General features: G+C 63.2%; 10 protein-coding genes. 8 read left to right on the forward strand and 2 right to left on the reverse strand.

The window, feature by feature from the left end:
* Positions 1 to 129: 129 nt before the first annotated feature.
* Together recQ and VFO93_RS18745 are read left to right on the forward strand one after the other, a co-directional pair.
* On the forward strand, positions 130 to 2,334 hold the full coding sequence (gene recQ / locus VFO93_RS18740; RefSeq protein WP_325135917.1) for a DNA helicase RecQ: 2,205 nt from the start codon (positions 130 to 132) through the stop codon (positions 2,332 to 2,334).
* A gap of 191 nt (positions 2,335 to 2,525) precedes the next feature.
* Positions 2,526 to 3,494, forward strand: coding sequence for a class I SAM-dependent methyltransferase (locus VFO93_RS18745; protein ID WP_325135918.1), 969 nt, complete (start codon positions 2,526 to 2,528; stop codon positions 3,492 to 3,494).
* Positions 3,495 to 3,576: 82 nt separating this feature from the next.
* On the opposite strand, the gene VFO93_RS18750 is transcribed toward VFO93_RS18745, so the two are convergent.
* Positions 3,577 to 3,999 (reverse strand): BrxA/BrxB family bacilliredoxin, encoded by a 423-nt coding sequence (locus tag VFO93_RS18750; protein WP_325135919.1) that lies wholly within the window; start codon positions 3,997 to 3,999, stop codon positions 3,577 to 3,579.
* Positions 4,000 to 4,335: 336 nt separating this feature from the next.
* Between VFO93_RS18750 and VFO93_RS18755 the strand changes: the two genes are divergently transcribed.
* The 4 genes from VFO93_RS18755 to VFO93_RS18770 all read left to right on the forward strand — a co-directional run bounded on the left by VFO93_RS18755 (position 4,336) and on the right by VFO93_RS18770 (position 11,853).
* Positions 4,336 to 6,558, forward strand: coding sequence for an OmpA family protein (locus VFO93_RS18755; RefSeq protein ID WP_325135920.1), 2,223 nt, complete (start codon positions 4,336 to 4,338; stop codon positions 6,556 to 6,558).
* A 157-nt stretch (positions 6,559 to 6,715) separates the two neighbouring features.
* A complete protein-coding gene (locus VFO93_RS18760; protein WP_325135921.1) occupies positions 6,716 to 10,255 on the forward strand; it encodes a hybrid sensor histidine kinase/response regulator in 3,540 nt (1,179 codons plus the stop codon).
* Positions 10,256 to 10,401: 146 nt separating this feature from the next.
* Complete coding sequence (locus VFO93_RS18765) at positions 10,402 to 11,166, forward strand: LytTR family DNA-binding domain-containing protein (RefSeq protein WP_325135922.1); 765 nt, start codon at positions 10,402 to 10,404, stop codon at positions 11,164 to 11,166.
* An 84-nt stretch (positions 11,167 to 11,250) separates the two neighbouring features.
* Positions 11,251 to 11,853 carry a PKD domain-containing protein gene (locus VFO93_RS18770; RefSeq protein ID WP_325135923.1) on the forward strand — a complete coding sequence of 201 codons (603 nt, stop codon included), beginning with the start codon at positions 11,251 to 11,253 and terminating at the stop codon, positions 11,851 to 11,853.
* Between the two features lie 8 nt (positions 11,854 to 11,861).
* Here the strand turns inward: VFO93_RS18770 and VFO93_RS18775 are convergent, their stop codons facing one another.
* On the reverse strand, positions 11,862 to 13,310 hold the full coding sequence (locus VFO93_RS18775; RefSeq protein WP_325135924.1) for a hypothetical protein: 1,449 nt from the start codon (positions 13,308 to 13,310) through the stop codon (positions 11,862 to 11,864).
* 436 nt (positions 13,311 to 13,746) lie between these two features.
* Between VFO93_RS18775 and VFO93_RS18780 the strand changes: the two genes are divergently transcribed.
* Together VFO93_RS18780 and VFO93_RS18785 are read left to right on the forward strand one after the other, a co-directional pair.
* Positions 13,747 to 14,013, forward strand: a complete 267-nt coding sequence (locus VFO93_RS18780; protein ID WP_325135925.1) for a hypothetical protein — start codon at positions 13,747 to 13,749, stop codon at positions 14,011 to 14,013.
* A 60-nt stretch (positions 14,014 to 14,073) separates the two neighbouring features.
* Positions 14,074 to 15,825 carry an ABC transporter substrate-binding protein gene (locus VFO93_RS18785; RefSeq protein ID WP_325135926.1) on the forward strand — a complete coding sequence of 584 codons (1,752 nt, stop codon included), beginning with the start codon at positions 14,074 to 14,076 and terminating at the stop codon, positions 15,823 to 15,825.
* Positions 15,826 to 15,834 lie beyond the last annotated feature (9 nt).

The following is a 15,834-nucleotide window of genomic DNA, read 5'->3' on the forward strand; positions in this document are numbered from 1 at the left end:
AAACCGCCGTATTGGCAGCGTTCAAAAAATGTTGCGCAAAAACCCGTTTTTCTCCAAAAAAATTCCCTTTGTGCTTATCTTCGTTACTTTCCGTTGCCCTCCTTAGCACCCCGATACCATTCTATGCCGATGCTTGCTACTGCCGAGCCGCTGGCTCCCGCTGCCCGAATTAAAACCAAACTGAAGGAAGTATTTGGCTTCGGCCAGTTCCGGGGCACGCAAGAGGCTGTTATTCAAAATATTATTGCCGGGCACAATACCTTTGTTATCATGCCCACCGGGGCGGGCAAAAGCCTATGCTACCAGCTGCCGGCCTTGGTGATGCCGGGCACAGCCATCGTGATTTCGCCGCTCATCGCGCTCATGAAAAACCAGGTCGACCAGCTGGCGGCCTTCGGCGTGAATGCGCAGGTGTACAACTCAACGCTAACCAAGACGGAAATGAACCGCGTCAAGAAAGACGTGATAAGCGGTGAGGTGCGCCTGCTGTACGTGGCCCCCGAAAGCCTTACGAAAGAGGACACTATCGCCTTTTTGCAGAAGGCCAGCATCTCGTTTGTAGCCATCGACGAGGCGCACTGCATCTCGGAGTGGGGCCACGACTTTCGGCCCGAGTACCGCAAGATTCGCGGTATCATCGACAACCTGGGCGGCAAGATTCCACTCATCGCCCTCACGGCCACGGCCACGCCCAAGGTGCAGCTGGACATCCAGAAAAACCTGCACATGGACGATGCCAGCGTGTTCAAAACCAGCTTCAACCGTACCAATCTCTACTACGAGGTGCGCGCCAAGCGCAACACCAAAAAGCAGCTCATTCAGTACGTGCAGTCGCACAAGGGCAAGGCGGGCATCATCTACTGCCTCAGCCGCAAGAAGGTAGAGGAAGTAGCTGAGCTACTGCGCGTAAACGACGTGCGCGCCCTACCTTACCACGCCGGCCTCGACCCGCACACCCGCATGCACAACCAGGACGCCTTCCTGAGCGAGGAGTGCGACGTGATTGTGGCTACCATCGCCTTTGGCATGGGCATCGACAAGCCCGACGTGCGCTTCGTCATTCACTACGATGCGCCCAAGAGCATTGAGGGCTACTACCAGGAAACCGGCCGCGGCGGCCGCGATGGCCTGGAAGGTAACTGCCTGATGTTCTACAGTTACGACGATATTCTGAAGCTCGAAAAATTCAGCAAAGACAAGCCCGTGACCGAGCGCGACAACGCCCGGCAGCTGCTGCTGGAAATGACGAACTACTCTGAGTCGTCGGTGTGCCGGCGGCGGCAGCTGCTGCACTACTTTGGCGAGCAGCTCGATACCGACTGCGGCTTTTGCGACAACTGCCGCCACCCCAAGGATAAATTTGACGGCACCGAGCACGTGGGCCTGGCCCTGCGCGCCGTGGTGCAAACGGAGGCGCGCTTTGGCCTCGACCACGTGGCGCAGGTGCTGCTGGGCTTGCGCAACCCGCATATCGACAGCTACGGCCACGATGGCCTGCCGGTGTACGGCCAGGGCAAGGCCCTGAGCGGCGACATGCAGCTGTGGCTGTCGGTGCTGCGCCAGTGCCTGCTCAATGGCCTGCTGGAGAAGGACATCGACTCTATCGGCCTGGTACACATCACCGACAAAGGCATCGATTTTATCGAGAATCCGCAGCGCATTACACTCACCAAAGACCACGACTTCGAGGCCGAAAAGCAGGAAGAAGCCGACGTGGAGAAGTCGCAGCAGGCGGCCGGCCACGACGAGGTGCTGTTTACCCAGCTCAAGGAGCTCCGCAAGCAGCTGGCCAAGCAAAAAAACCTGCCGCCCTACGTGCTCTTCCAGGACCCGAGCCTGAAGGAAATGGCCACGACCTACCCGCAAAGCCTGCACGAGCTAACGCACATCGCGGGCGTGGGCCAGGGCAAGGCCCAGAAGTTTGGCGCACCCTTCGTGGCCGCCATAAAGAAGCACGTGGAGGAAAACGAGATTGAGACGGCGGCCGACGTGGTTATCAAGTCGACCGTCAATCGCTCGAAGCTCAAAATCTACATTATCCAGCAGATTGACAAGAAGATGGACCTGGCGGGCATTGCCCGCAGCCAGGGCATTTCGATGGCCGATTTAGTGGAAGAAATTGAGCACATTTGCTACTCGGGCACCAAGCTCAACCTCGACTACTACCTGCGCGATGCAGTGGACGAGGACAAGCAGGACGAGATTTTCGACTACTTCATGTCGGCCACTTCCGACAACATTGCGGTGGCGATGAACGAGTTGGGCCCCGATGACTTCACGGAGGAAGAAGTCCGGCTGGTGCGCATCAAGTTCTTGAGTGAGGTAGCCAACTAGACCGCAGATTCAAACGGATTTTTAGGATTTAACGGATACGCCTGCTGCGCAGGCTGGCTAATCTTGAGGCCGATTTAATTTTGTCAGCCTGGCTATGTAGTCAGCCTGCGCAGCAGGCGTATCCGTTAAATCCTAAAAATCCGTTTGAATCTGCGGTAAAAATCTGTTTGAATCTGCGGTTACTTAGATTTATGCCGCTTCTCACTTCCGACGACTTTGTAGAAACCCTGGCCAAGCTGCGGCAGCGGGGCGCGGGGTTTCTGCTTTCCAAGCTAAATTTCAGCGCGCTGGCCCGCACCCAGAGCGCCTTCGACGACCCCACGCTGCGCACCGCCAACTGGTGGATACTGCCCGCTGTGCGCGGGCGCTGGAACGCCAAGATTACCGGCGACCCGGCCCGGCCCTACGAAGGCTATGTGGTGGAGAAGTACCTGCGCGGGCGCACCGGCCTGCGTCTGTGCTCGCTGGGCAGCGGCAGTTGCAGCCACGAGCTGGCGTTTGCGAGCCACCCGGCCTTCGAGCTGGTCGAGTGCGTCGATATTGCCGGGGCGCTGCTGGCCAAGGCCGCCGCGCAGGCCCGGCAGGAAGGCCTGACTAACATGCGTTTCGAGGTACGCGACGTGAACCGCCAGCCCTGGCCCACGGCCGCGTATGATGTTATTTTGTTTCACTCGGCGCTGCATCATTTCCGGCAGGTAGAGGCTGTGGTGGGCCACGTGTGGCAGGCCCTGCGGCCGGGTGGCTTACTGATTATCAACGACTACGTGGGCCCCAATCGCCTGCAATGGACGCCCGCCCAGCTCGCGGCCGCTAACCAGTTGTTGCGGCAGCTACCCGCCACCCACCGCCGCCGCTACATGGCCCGGCAGCTCAAAACCCGCATCAGCGGCCCCGGCCGCCTGCGCATGCTGGTGGCCGACCCGTCGGAGGCTGTGGAAAGCGAGGCCATTCTGCCTGCCATCCGCCGCCGCTTCCGCATGCTGGAGGAAAAGCCTTTGGGCGGCAATATTTTAACGCTAGTGCTTAAAGACATCGCGCACCACTTTCTGCCCGAAGACGCCGCCACGCAGGCACTGCTGCGCCAGCTCTTCGAGGCCGAAGACGAGTTCTTACGCCACCACCCCAGCGACCTGCTGTTTGGCGTGTACCAGAAGTCGTAGTCAGAAATTTTATCTAGTAGCAACACAAAAAAGCCGTTTCCAGGCTGGAAACGGCTTTTTTGTGTTGCTACTGGTCAGGTTACTAGCAATACTCCTGAAACGCGCCCTGCAGGTTGTTAACAATGCGCATGAGGTCGGAGCCCTCAATGTGGTAGCGCTCAATCATGTGCACCAATTCGCCATCCTTGAACAGGCCGATGCAGGGCGACGAGGGCGGGTAGGGCAGCAGGTGCTCGCGCATCTTGGCCACCGCGTCGGTTTCCATGCCGGCGAAAACGGTTACGAGTTTCGTGGGCTTTTTGTCGGCACTGGCAAGTGCCAGCTTGAGGGCCGGGCGCGCCTTGGCAGCGGCGCAGCCGCACACCGAGTTCACGGCCACCAGCACGGTGCCTTCTTTGTCGGCGAGCGCCGCATCCACTTCCTGCGGCGACATAAGTTGCTCGAAGCCAGCCTCCACCAGGTCCTGGCGGATGGGGGCTACCATGTATTCGGGGTAAACAGCCATAGCAATTAAAGAAAAATAAAGGGTGCGGCGCGGCCGCTTCCTTACAAAAATACGCACGGCACCGCGCCGCCTTTTATAAGTAGCAACCCTGGCAAAAGGTTCGGCGGCCCGTAGCCTGCGCAGCGAAATAGAAGCCTGATTATCTTTTTGCACTTTTTTCTTTTTACCTTTAGGCTGACTACGGGCTATCTCGTAATATTATACTTGAAATTATACCATTTTCTATCATATGAGCCGTGCGTTGCACGCCGTTCGGGGCCCTCAGTTGGGCAGTTGGCGGGCAGTAGCGTGGCGCAGCTTCAATCCTGATTCCTTTACTAAATACTTCACTAGGCTATGATTCTTTTTACCCGCTCTGCGCTGCTGTGCGCTGGGTTTTCGCTGTTCGGCGCGGTGGTAGCTCAGGCCCAAAGCGTGCCCTTTACGAAAGAGCATTTCAACATTGATAAAGAAGGATTGAAGCTGGCCCAGCGCGAGGTAGCCGACGGCGACCACGAAATGGGGGCCGACCCGGCCCGCTTCGGGGCCGCGCTGCCGCACTACCTGCGGGCGCAAAAATTCAATCCGAGCAACGCGCTGCTGAATGCAAAAATCGGGGAGTGCTACTTGCATTCCTCCACGAAGCAGGCCGCGCTGGCTTATCTGCAAAAGGCGCAGCAGCTCGATGCCACCGCCGAGCCGCGCCTGCACTACCTGCTGGCGCGGGCCCTGCACCTGGGTGGGCAGTGGCAGGCGGCCATCAAGGAATATGAGCAGGCCCGCCCGGTGGCGGCCGACGCCACCAGCGACGACCTGGCCGTGACCACCGACGACCTGGCGCAGCGCGTGCGCGAGTGCTACCGCGGCTTGCAGCTGCAAGCCCACCCGGCGCGCGTGCTGGTCGAAAATGCCGGCCCGGCCATCAACTCGCCCATGTCGGACTACGCGCCGCTGCTGTCGGCCGACGAGTCGGTGCTGCTGCTGACTTCGCGGCGCTCGGGCTCGACGGGCGGGCAGCTCGACAGCGACGGCGATGGCATGCTCGAAGACATTTACCAGAGCGACTGGAACGGCACGGCCTGGAGCCCGGCCCACAACCTGGGCGCGCCCGTGAACACGCCCCGCCACGATGCCACGGCGGGCCTCTCGGCCGATGGCCAGCGCCTGCTGGTGTATCTCGAAGATAACGAGGGCGATATCTACGAATCGAACCTGCTGGGCAACGCCTGGAGCAAGCCCAAGAGCCTCGGCCCGCGCGTCAACACCAAGTACAGCGAGTCGTCGGCCTGCTACTCGCCCGATGGCAAGTACCTGTACTTTGTGAGCGACCGGCCGGGCGGGCGCGGGGGCCGCGACATCTACCGCGTCGAGCTCGACGCCCGCACGCCAGCCCAGAATTTGGGCTCCGTCATCAACACGCCCTACGATGAGGAAGGCGTGTTTATGCACCCCGATGGCAAGACGCTGTACTTCTCCTCGAAAGGCCAGAGCTCGATTGGCGGCTACGATATTTTTAAATCGACGCTGAATGCCAGCGGCCAGTGGAGCGAGCCCGAAAACCTGGGCTGGCCCATCAACACGCCCGACGACGACGTGTATTTCGTGATGGGGGCCTCGGGCCAGCGCGCCTACTACTCCAGCGACCGGCCCGATGGCCTCGGCGGTAAGGATATTTACCGCGTCACGTTTCTGGGCCCCGAGCCGGTAGCGACCAAGCCGACCTCGCCCGCCGCCAAACCATCCGGCCCGGCTAAGCCTACCGCCAAGCCTGCTGCCACCAAACCCGCCGCGACGCCCAGCGCACCCAAGCTAACCGGCACCAAAGCCGCCAAGCCCAGCCCAGCGCCAGTCGCCCGGCCGGCGGCCACCCGGCCAGCCGCTGCTGCCAAACCAGCCGCCCGGGCAACGCCGCCCGCTCCTGCCCCGCCGAGTGTACCGGCCGCGCCCACGGTAGCGGCCCCCACGGCCCACGTCACTATTCTGAAGGGCGTGATAATCGACGCCGTGAGCCACAAGCCACTAGGCGCGACGATAGAGGTAGTCGACAACCGCAAAAACGAGCTGGTGGCCACTTTTCAGGCCAACGCCATCACGGGGCGCTACCTGCTCAGCTTGCCCTCGGGGGCCAACTATGGCGTGCTGGTGCGCCAGCCGGGCTACCTGCTGCACTCGGCCAATTTTGACTTGCCGGCCGATGCGCCCTACACCGAGCGCCTGCAAGACGTGGCCCTGGCCCGCCCGGTGCCGGGCACCACGGTGGGGCTGCGCAATATCTTTTTTGTGCCGGCCCAGGCCGAGCTGCGCCCCGAAAGCGCGCCCGAACTGGTGCGCCTCAAGGAGCTGCTGGCCGAGCAGCCGCGCCTGCGCCTACAACTGAGCGGCCAAGCCAACGGCCCGGCCGATGCCGACGCCGCAGCCGACCTCAGCCAGGAGCGGGCCGAAGCCGTGCTTACCTATTTGGCTACCCACGGCATTGCCCGCAAGCGCCTCAGCACGGCCAGCCCCGCCACCAGCGAGCCCACCGCCGCGCTCACCGACAGCGAGCGGCCTACTGAGTTTAAGGTCATAGCCAGCTACTAGCCCAGCTTTTCACTACGCAATCGGGGCGGTTGGCCGGGTGAAATGCCCGGCTAACCGCCCCGATTGCCCGCAGCCGCCGCCCCGCCCTAATTTGCCTGCTCAACCTAGCGCCGGCCAGCGGCTGGCCTTCAGCGGCTAGGCTTTGCTTATCGTGTTTATGCGGCGTGTCGCTGGTTTTTGGCGGGTGGTGTTCGGGCTGATTGGCTTGCTGCTGAGCGGGGCGGCCCGGGGCGGGCCGCTGCCCGCGCCCCGGGCTTTCGTGCAGCAGTTTGGCCCGGCCCAAGGCCTGAACCAGACCTTCATCTACTGCCTGCTGCAAGACCAGCAGGGCTACCTCTGGCTGGGCACCGGCGAGGGCCTAGTGCGCTACGATGGCACACGCTTTCAAACATTTACCACTCAGGATGGCCTAGCCGAAGACTTCGTAACCGGCCTCTGGGAAGAGCCCGGCACCGGCCGGCTCTGGGTGGCCCATCTCGAAGGTAGGCGCTCGCTGCGGCCCGCGCCGGGCGCGGCGTTTCGTCCTCTGCCCGCCACTGCGCGGCTGCCGGCCGGCTGGCGTGCGCCCGGCCTCGGGGCCCCCGCACCAGACTCGGCCCGGCTGCGCGCCTACTTACGCCGCTACCCGCTGCATCTGCCACCCGAAGTCAGCCCCATCTGCCTGCTTGAGGACCGCGATGGCAACGCCTGGCTGGGCACGGCCCAGGGTCTGTGGCGACACAGCGACCGATTTGCACAGCTGCTACCGCTGCCGGCCAGTCCGGCGGCGGGCCTGGCGCTGGCTGGCATTCCGGCCGCCGCGCTGGGCGCGGTGGGAAATCAGCTAGTACACCTGAGCGGTGGCGTAGCCATTAACAGCACACCACTAGCCGCGCCGGTGCGCGTGCTGCTGCCCCGGCCAGTTGCCCTGGGTGGCGGCACCTGGCAAGGGCGGGCGCACGGCGGCGTGTGGCTGGCCCCGGCGGGCGGCGGGCCGGCCGCACCCGTGCCGGGCCTGCCGGCTGACCTCGACGTGGCGGCGCTGACCTACTCGCCTACCTCGGGCCTGTGGGTGGGCACCGTGGCCGATGGCGTGTACCACCTGCCGCTGGCGGGCCCGGCCGTGCAGTACACTACTGCCAATGGGCTGCTGCACAACCAGATTTACGCCTTGCTGGCCGACCGACGCGGCCGGGTATGGGTAGCCACCCACGGCACCGGGCTGGCCGCCTGGCAGCCCCAGCAGCGACGTTTCACGCATTATAAGCTGCACCCCAGCGGCCTGCAAGCCAATGCCTTGGCCGAAGACGCGCAGGGCACCATCTGGGTGGGCACCGAGGGCCAGGGGCTCTACTACTGCCCGGCCGGCGCGGAGCGGTGGCAGCACCTGAGCGCGGCCACCGCCGGGCTGCCCGACGACTACATCCTGGCGATGCTGCCCGTGGGCCAGCGGCTGCTGCTGGTGCATCCGCAGGCGCTGGCGCTGCTCGACGCCAAGACGCGCACAGGGCAGCCCATCCGGCTGCTGGCGCGCAATTTTTTGCCGGCAGTGGCCTACTTGGGGGGGGCGCGCCCTGCGGTGTGGGTGGGCACGCAAGCCGGCTTGCTGGCTCTCGACTGGCCGGCGCTGCTGGCCGAAATCAGCCAAGTGGCCGCCGCGCCCAGCTTAGCCTTGACGGGGGCCGAGGTAGATGGCGAAGGCCGCCTGCCCACCGCCGTAGGCCAGCTATCGGCGCAGGCGCACCGCGTCAGCTTTGCGTTTCAGGGCCTGAGTTTGGCGGCCGGCGATGCGCCGCTGCTGTACCAATACCGCCTGCGCGGGCTGTCGGACGAGTGGAGCCGGCCGAGCTCGGCGGGCGAGGCGCAGTTTCCGGGCCTGGGCGCAGGGCACTACGAGCTCGAAGCCCGCGTGCGCTACGCCAGTCCGGCCGCCGCACCCTGGAGCCCGGTAGCGCGGGCGCAGTTCAGCATTGCCACGCCGTGGTGGCGGCGCGGCTGGGTGCTGGCGCTGGGCGCGCTGGGGCTGGTAGCCAGCACGCTGGCCGTGGTGCGCGGGCGCGAGCGCCTGCTGCGCGCCCAGCGGGCGCAGCTAGAATTGACGGTGCGCCAACGCACCCACGAGCTGCGCCAGCAAAACGCCCACATCGAGCAGATGAACGGCGAGCTGCTGGTGGCCCGCGACGCGGCCGAGGCCTCGCGCCGGGCCAAGGCGCAGTTTCTGGCCAATATGAGCCACGAAATCCGCACCCCGATGAACGCGGTTATCGGCCTCACCAACCTGCTGCAAAACACGCAGCCCACCCAGGAGCAGGCCGAATACCTGACGGCCATCGGCTCGTCGTCGCAAAACTTGCTGGTAATTCTCAACGACATCCTCGACTCATCGAAGATGGAGGCCGGCAAGCTTACGCTGGAGCAGATTCCCTTCCGCCTGCCCGACGCGGTGCGCCGCCTCAGCACCATGTTTCGCTACGCGGCCGACAGCAAGGGCCTGCAACTGCGCGTGGAGGTAGCACCCGAGGTGCCCGCCGCCGTGCTCGGCGACCCTACCCGCTTGCAGCAGGTGCTGGTCAACCTGGTCAGTAACGCGCTGAAATTCACGCGCCGGGGCGGCGTATCGGTGCGCGTGGGCCTGGCCGACGCCGCCCCGCCCGACGCCGGCCACGTGGCGTTGCGCTTTGGGGTGCAGGACACGGGCATTGGCATTCCGGCCGATAAGCTGGCGGCCATTTTCGAGGATTTTTCGCAGGCCAATGCCAGCACTACCCGCGAGTTTGGCGGCACCGGGCTGGGCCTCAGCATTGCCCGCAACCTGGTGCAGCTGCACGGCGGCCAGCTGGCCGTGCGCAGCCAGGAAGGCGTGGGCTCGGAGTTTTTCTTCGAGCTGACTTTCCCGGTGGCCGACGCCGCCCAGGCGCAGCCCGAACTACACGCCGGGCCGCTGCCCGCCTTCGAGCCGGCCCTGCGCGTGCTGGTGGCCGAAGACAACGAGCTAAACCAGCTCGTAGCCCGCAAAACGCTGGAAAATTGGAACGTGCAGGTAGTGATAGCGGCCAACGGCCGCCTGGCCGTGGAGCAGGCCACCCAGGCCGCCGAGCCCTTCGACGCCGTGCTCATGGACGTGCAGATGCCCGAGCTCGACGGCTACGCGGCCACCCGGGCGCTGCGCCAGGTATTCCCCGATGCCCGGCAGTTGCCCATCATCGGCCTCACGGCCTCGGTGCTGCCCGAAGACCGGGGCCTGGCCCTGGCGGCCGGCATGAACGACACCCTTGCCAAGCCCTTCGACCCCGCGCTGCTGCACGCCCGGCTGGCGCACTTCACGGGCCGGGCGGTAGGGGCCGCGCCTGCCGTCGCTACCAGCGAAGAAACGCCGCCGGCTGCCGCCGCTCTGCGGCCCAACTGGCAGCTCCTGGAAGAGCTAGCGGGCGGCAACGAGGCCTTCATTAGTCAGATTGTCAGCACTTTTTTGAAAGAAGCACCGCCGCTAGAGGCATTGCTGGCGGCGGCCTTCCCGCACGACGCGGCCCAGGTAGCGCAGGTGGCGCACAAGCTCAAGGGCCAGGTGGCTTATTTCGGGGTGCCGGTGCTGCACACCCAACTCGATGAGCTGGAGCGCAGCGCCCGCCGCCCCGACTGCGCCCACTGCGCGCCGCTGCTCGACGCCATTCGCCAGCAGCTAGCGCTGCTTTACCCGCTGCTGCAAGCGCGTGCCTAGCAGCAGCCGGCTCTGGGATAAGCTATCTTTTACTTATTTTACTTCTTCAATTCGAGTTTCATCAGTCTGAATTTTACGGCTCAATCTATTACTTTTATACAATTATCTGATTCAATAAAAACAACATTATGAAACCTAGTTCTGCTATGACTATTTCGCCTTCTGAGTCGCCGGGCCTTGGTGCGCCGCTTCGCTGTCTCGTGGTTGATGACGACCCGCTCTCCGTACAGATAGTACTGAACTGCATCGCCAACACGCCTTTTTTGCAAGCCGTGGGCTCGTGCACCAGCGCGGTGGAGGCTGCCGAGCAGCTTCGCACGCAGGCGCAGCCCATCGATGTACTTTTCCTGGATGTGGAGATGCCCCTGATGTCGGGCATCGACCTTCTGCGAATGCAAATTGAGCTGCCGCAGGTAGTACTCATTACCAGCAGCGACGACTACGCGGTGCAGGCCTTCGAGTTTGCGGTGGCCGACTACCTGCTCAAGCCGCTGTCGTACCCGCGCTTTTTGCAGGCTGCCCAGAAGGTGCTGGAGCTCATCAGCGCCGAGCGCACCGCTGAAACCGAGGCCGCGGGCCAGTCCGCGCCGGCCACCGAGCCCGACTTCACGTTTGTGAAAGTGGATACGAAGCTGGTGCGCGTCGATTTCAAGGAGGTGCAGTACGTGGAGGCGCTGGGCGACTACGTGCACATCGTGACCAGCCACAGCAAGCTCATCGTGTACAGCACCATGCGGGCCATTGAGGAGAAATTTCCGCCCTCGCAGTTTGTGCGCGTGCATCGCTCGTTTATTGTCAATATCAACTGTATTCAGGCGCTGGAAGACAATTCGCTGCTTATTAAGGATAAATACGTTCCGGTGGGCCAGACCTACCTGCGCACGGTATTGCAGCGGCTCAACCGGCTGTAAGGGCGACCTTTTATTATATTATTTGTGGGTGCCGGCCGCCGGGTATTAGGCCCGGCGGCCGGGGCCAGCTGTTACTTTGCTTGTATGAGGCTACTACCTACTTTATCAGCCCTTTTCGCGCTAGCTGCCAGCGTGCTGGCCGGCCAGCCGGCCCACGCCCAGAACACCGGGGCCGACTGCGGCCCGCCGATACTGCCCCAGCTGTGCGTGGACTTCGACGCCAGCCGCTCTGTAGACCCGGCGGCCGGCCCGCTCGTGTACCGCTGGCGTATGGGCGACAGCACGACCCTCACGGGCCTCACCGTGAGCCATTGCTACAAGCGCCGCGCCCGCTACGAGGTGGTGCTCGACGTGGTGGTGCCCGCCACCGGCGAGGTGCGCCCGGCCGAAAAAACCTACGTGGTAGACCTGCTGGCCCAGCCCGTCATTTATTTCCGCCTGCCCACTACCACCGTGCGGGTGGGCCAGCCGGTGCGCTTCGACGCCCTGGACTCGGGCCTGCCCACCTGCCAGAACGTGCAGTATATCTGGGACTTTCGCGATGAGGTAACGCAGCAGGGCCAGCGCGTCGAGCACACCTTTCGCAAGGCTGGGCGCTACCCGGTGCGCCTGAGTTTGCGCGGCTACGGGCCCGGCGACTGCGCCAGCAGCCACTGCGCCACGCAAGAGGTGGTAGTGGAGCCGTAGCCCGGCCGCTACTCCGGCTTGCCGGCCCGCAGAATGTCGAGCGTCAGCTCCCAGAGGCGCTCGTAGGGAATGATTTCGACCTCGGCGTCGGCGTCGCCCACCATCGGGGCCTGGCTGAGCTGGGCCAGACGGACTTGCCCACGCTTGGCCAGCACCTCGGGGTCAAATTCGGCTTCGGGCAGCAGCATCAGCAGGCGCAGCAGGGTGCGGCTGCGCAGGGTGGCCGCGTCGCGCAGGTGCCGCTGCTGGTACTTACGCAGGCGCTCGAGACGCGACAGCACCGGCTCCAGCTCGCGCTGGCGCAGGTAGTGCAGCAGCTGAAACACCAGAATGGCCACGTTGTGCCCACGCTTGTCGCGCGTGAACTCGGGCACTACCAGCAGGGCTGAGGTCGCCATCTGGTTGCGCCGGCGTGTGGGCAGGGCTTCTTCGGGCTGCACAAACTCTACGTAGGCTTGCAGCAGCTGCCAGCGCTCCTGGGCGGCCGGCCGCTGCTTCGGAAAAGACGGGTTTTTGTGCGCCACGTGTAGCAGGCGCAGGGCGTGGTCGTACTCGCCGGCGTGCAAGGCCAGCAGCAAGTAGTGCTCGTAGAAGTAAAACCAGTTGTTGGACGTGGGGTGCAGGTGCGTGGCAAAGTCCTCGGCCAGCTTGAGGCCGGCCTTGTACTGGCGGCTGCGCAAGTGCGCGTACACGCTCATAAACTGGTTGAAGCGCTGGTCGAAGCGGCGTTCGTTGAGCTTGCCTTGGCGCAGCTGCTGGGTAGCGGCCGTGGTAAAGCGGATAATCTCGTCGTAGTGTCCCGTCAGTTCGGCCTGGGTCAGGCGCAGGCGGTAGAGGGCGATGTAGGTAGCGAAGGTGTTGGCCTTGAGGTGCAGCTGCTCGGCCTGCTCGATGTAAGCGGGCATTTTGGGCAGCAGCGTGCGCCGCATCGTCACGGCGCGCGTCATGGTCAGGCGCACTTCTATCGAGAGCTTTTCCGCTTCTTGCTCGTACACAAGCAGTTGCCGCAGCTTGGCCAGCTGTTTGCTGTAGGCGTTGTACTTGTGCAGCTGCCGCTGCTCGGCATACAAGGTGGCGAGGCGCTGGCAAGCCTGCTCAGCATACTTCGTAAACTCCCCCTTTTCGGCCTGGCGCAGGCAGCGGCGCAGCAGGCGCTCGCTCAGCGAGTATTCGCCTTCGAGGTAAAGAATTGTCACTTTATGCAACAAATCCAAGCATTCGAGCTCGTAGCGCCGCGCCACAAACAGGCGCGCGTCGGTGTGGTCGAGAAAGAACAGGTGATTCAGCAGCTTGTCCTGCACGCGGGCTCGCAATCGCAAAAAAGCCGTTTGGCTGGCGTCCGAGCTCTTGCCATACACCTGCTTAGCAGCTTGAGCATTAGTAATATGCGAATCGGCCGCCAGGATGGTAGCCAGTTGCGTTTCCTTGCCAGGCTGCCGGGCGTCGAGGTCCAGCAACGGTTCGTTTCGCAGCCGGCGCAATGTCACAATTCGAGCCAAATTTGCTATCTCTTTCATCGGCAAAGTGCGCTGGCGCGTCAAATAACAAGGATTATGCCCACACGAGGGCTAAAAATAGCACAGAAAAAAACAAACACTTTGTCCTTTTTCAGTGGCAAACCCGCAGCAGACCTTTGTAAGGTGGGCAGGTGGGTTTTTTCCACGAAGACGTGTCACAATTTTAACTTTTTTTTGCAAAAAAAGGCTAGCACAAAGCCTATTTTTAGATGAAAGAAGGCTGTTTTCAGATTTATTTAGCCCGCAATAATCCCATAAAATATTATAATTTTTAATGTCCTGTTTACAGGAACATTGTCCTTTGCAGCGCTTGAGCGGAGTAGGAATTTTGCATCAGTTAATCACCTACCACCCCCGCTAACCCAACTCCCCCACCATGTTTGACCTCATAGTACTCGCGCTGCTCCAAGTTGCCACCCTCACCGGCACCCCTACCAACAACATCGGCGGCAGCGGCTGGGACCACGACTACACCGGCCAGCCTACCACTGAAAGCCGCATCGGCGGCAGCGGCTGGGACCACGACTACACCGGCACGCCTGCCCCCGAAGGCCGCATTGGCGGCAGCGGCTGGGACCACGACTACACCGGCCAGCCTAACCCCGACACCAACATCGGCGGCAGCGGCTGGGACCACGACTAGGCTTGCCAAAGCCCTACCCTCCCTTAACTTGCCGGTATTGATTTTCTTCCCGCTGGTTAAATGAAGTTCTTTTGGTTTGGTCTTCTGCTGGCGCTGGGTTGCAGTGCGTGTTCATCGGCAGATAAGCACCAGACGCATAGCGTCGTTAGAATTCGCTGGGTTCGTGACCCCGAAAACTTGTCGCCGCTGGTGCAGCCCAATCAAAATGCGGTAGATGCCCTGGGCTTGCTGCACTGCAGCTTGCTGCAAGTCGATTTTTCGACGGGCCTCTACGCCCCGGCCCTGGCCAAGGCCCTCCCCCACGTGCAGCTCGTAGGCGATTCCCTTACCGAATTGCGCTACGAGCTGCGCCCGGAGGCCACCTGGGATACTGGCCGGCCGGTGCTGGCCACCGACGTGGCCTTCAGCCTCAAGCTGTATCAGTGCCCGGGGCTACCCAACGAGAAAACGCGGGCGCAGCTCAGCTTTATCCGCGATATCAGGCTGGACAAGGCGAACCCCCGGCGCTTTACGCTGGTGTGCCGGGGCCAGGCACCTAATTTCGTTTACCAAACGGGTGATTTTCCGATTTTGCCCGAAGCCGCGCTCGACACCGAGCACACGCTGCGCGCGTGCTCGCTAACCCGGCTGGTCAACCTGGCGAGCCTCACCCCGCGCGATACCGCACTGCGGGCACTGGTAACCCGCTACCAGCACAATGACCCCAGCCACCACCCCGAGCGGCTGCCCGGCTGCGGTGCCTACCGCATGGCGGCCTGGGAAATAGACCGGTACATCACGTTTGTGCGCAAGCCCCACTGGTGGGCCGATGCCGTGCGGCCCACGCCGTTTGTGCTGCAGGCCCGCCCCCGGCAGCTCACCTACCGCATCATTTCCAACGAAGCGGCAGCAACGCTGGCGCTGCGGCGGCAAGAGCTGGATGTGCTGCCGCAACTAGCGACCCGGACGTTCAACCGCTTGCGGGCCGACGACGAAGCGGCGCAGGAACTCTCCTTTTATACCGTTGCCTCCTACGAGCTGCTGCTGGCTGGCTTCAACACCCGCCAGCCGATGCTCCGCGACTCGCTGACCCGGCAGGCGCTGAGCCAGCTTTTCGACCCTGCCCAACTGCTGCAAGCCACGCAGCTGGGTGAGGGCCTGCGCACCGTTGGGCTGGTGCACCCCAGCAACCGGCGCTACTACAACGACAGCCTGGCGCTGCCCACCTATGCTCCTGCACAGGCCGTGGCACTGCTGCAGCGCGCGGGCTGGCAGCGCCAGCCGGCCGGCTGGGTGCGGCCCGGCGGCAAGCAGGCACGGCAGCCACTGGCCCTGCGCCTGCGCTACCGCGCCGACGAGCCGCTATTCGCAACGGTAGCCCTGCAGTTTAAGTCGGCGGCCGATAAGCTGGGCATTCCGGTGGCGCTACTGCCTACCGAGCCGGCGCTCCTGACCACAGCCATGCACGAGGGCGACTTCGATGTGTACGTTCGTAAGATAAGCAGCACTCCTTTTGCGTTCGATTTCACGATGCTGCTGCATTCGCGCACCATTCCGGAAAGCAACTTTCCCAAGTTCAGCTCGCGCACTACCGACCACCTCATCGAGGACATTGCGGCTACCGGGGCACCAGCTCAGCGGCGCAAGCTGCTGCGGCGCTTTCAGATGGTGATGCAGCAGCAGATGCCGCTGGTGCCGCTCTTCTTTTTGCCCTACCGGCTGGCGGCCGCCCGCGAGCTCAAGCATCTTTACCCTTCGGTTTATAAGCCGGGCTACTACGCGGCGGCGGCCACTTGGGACCTGGCCAGCGCCGCTACCGTAGTAGTGCCGTAACCCTACCGC

The sequence above is a fragment of the Hymenobacter sp. genome (assembly GCF_035709525.1).
GTDB lineage: Bacteria > Bacteroidota > Bacteroidia > Cytophagales > Hymenobacteraceae > Hymenobacter.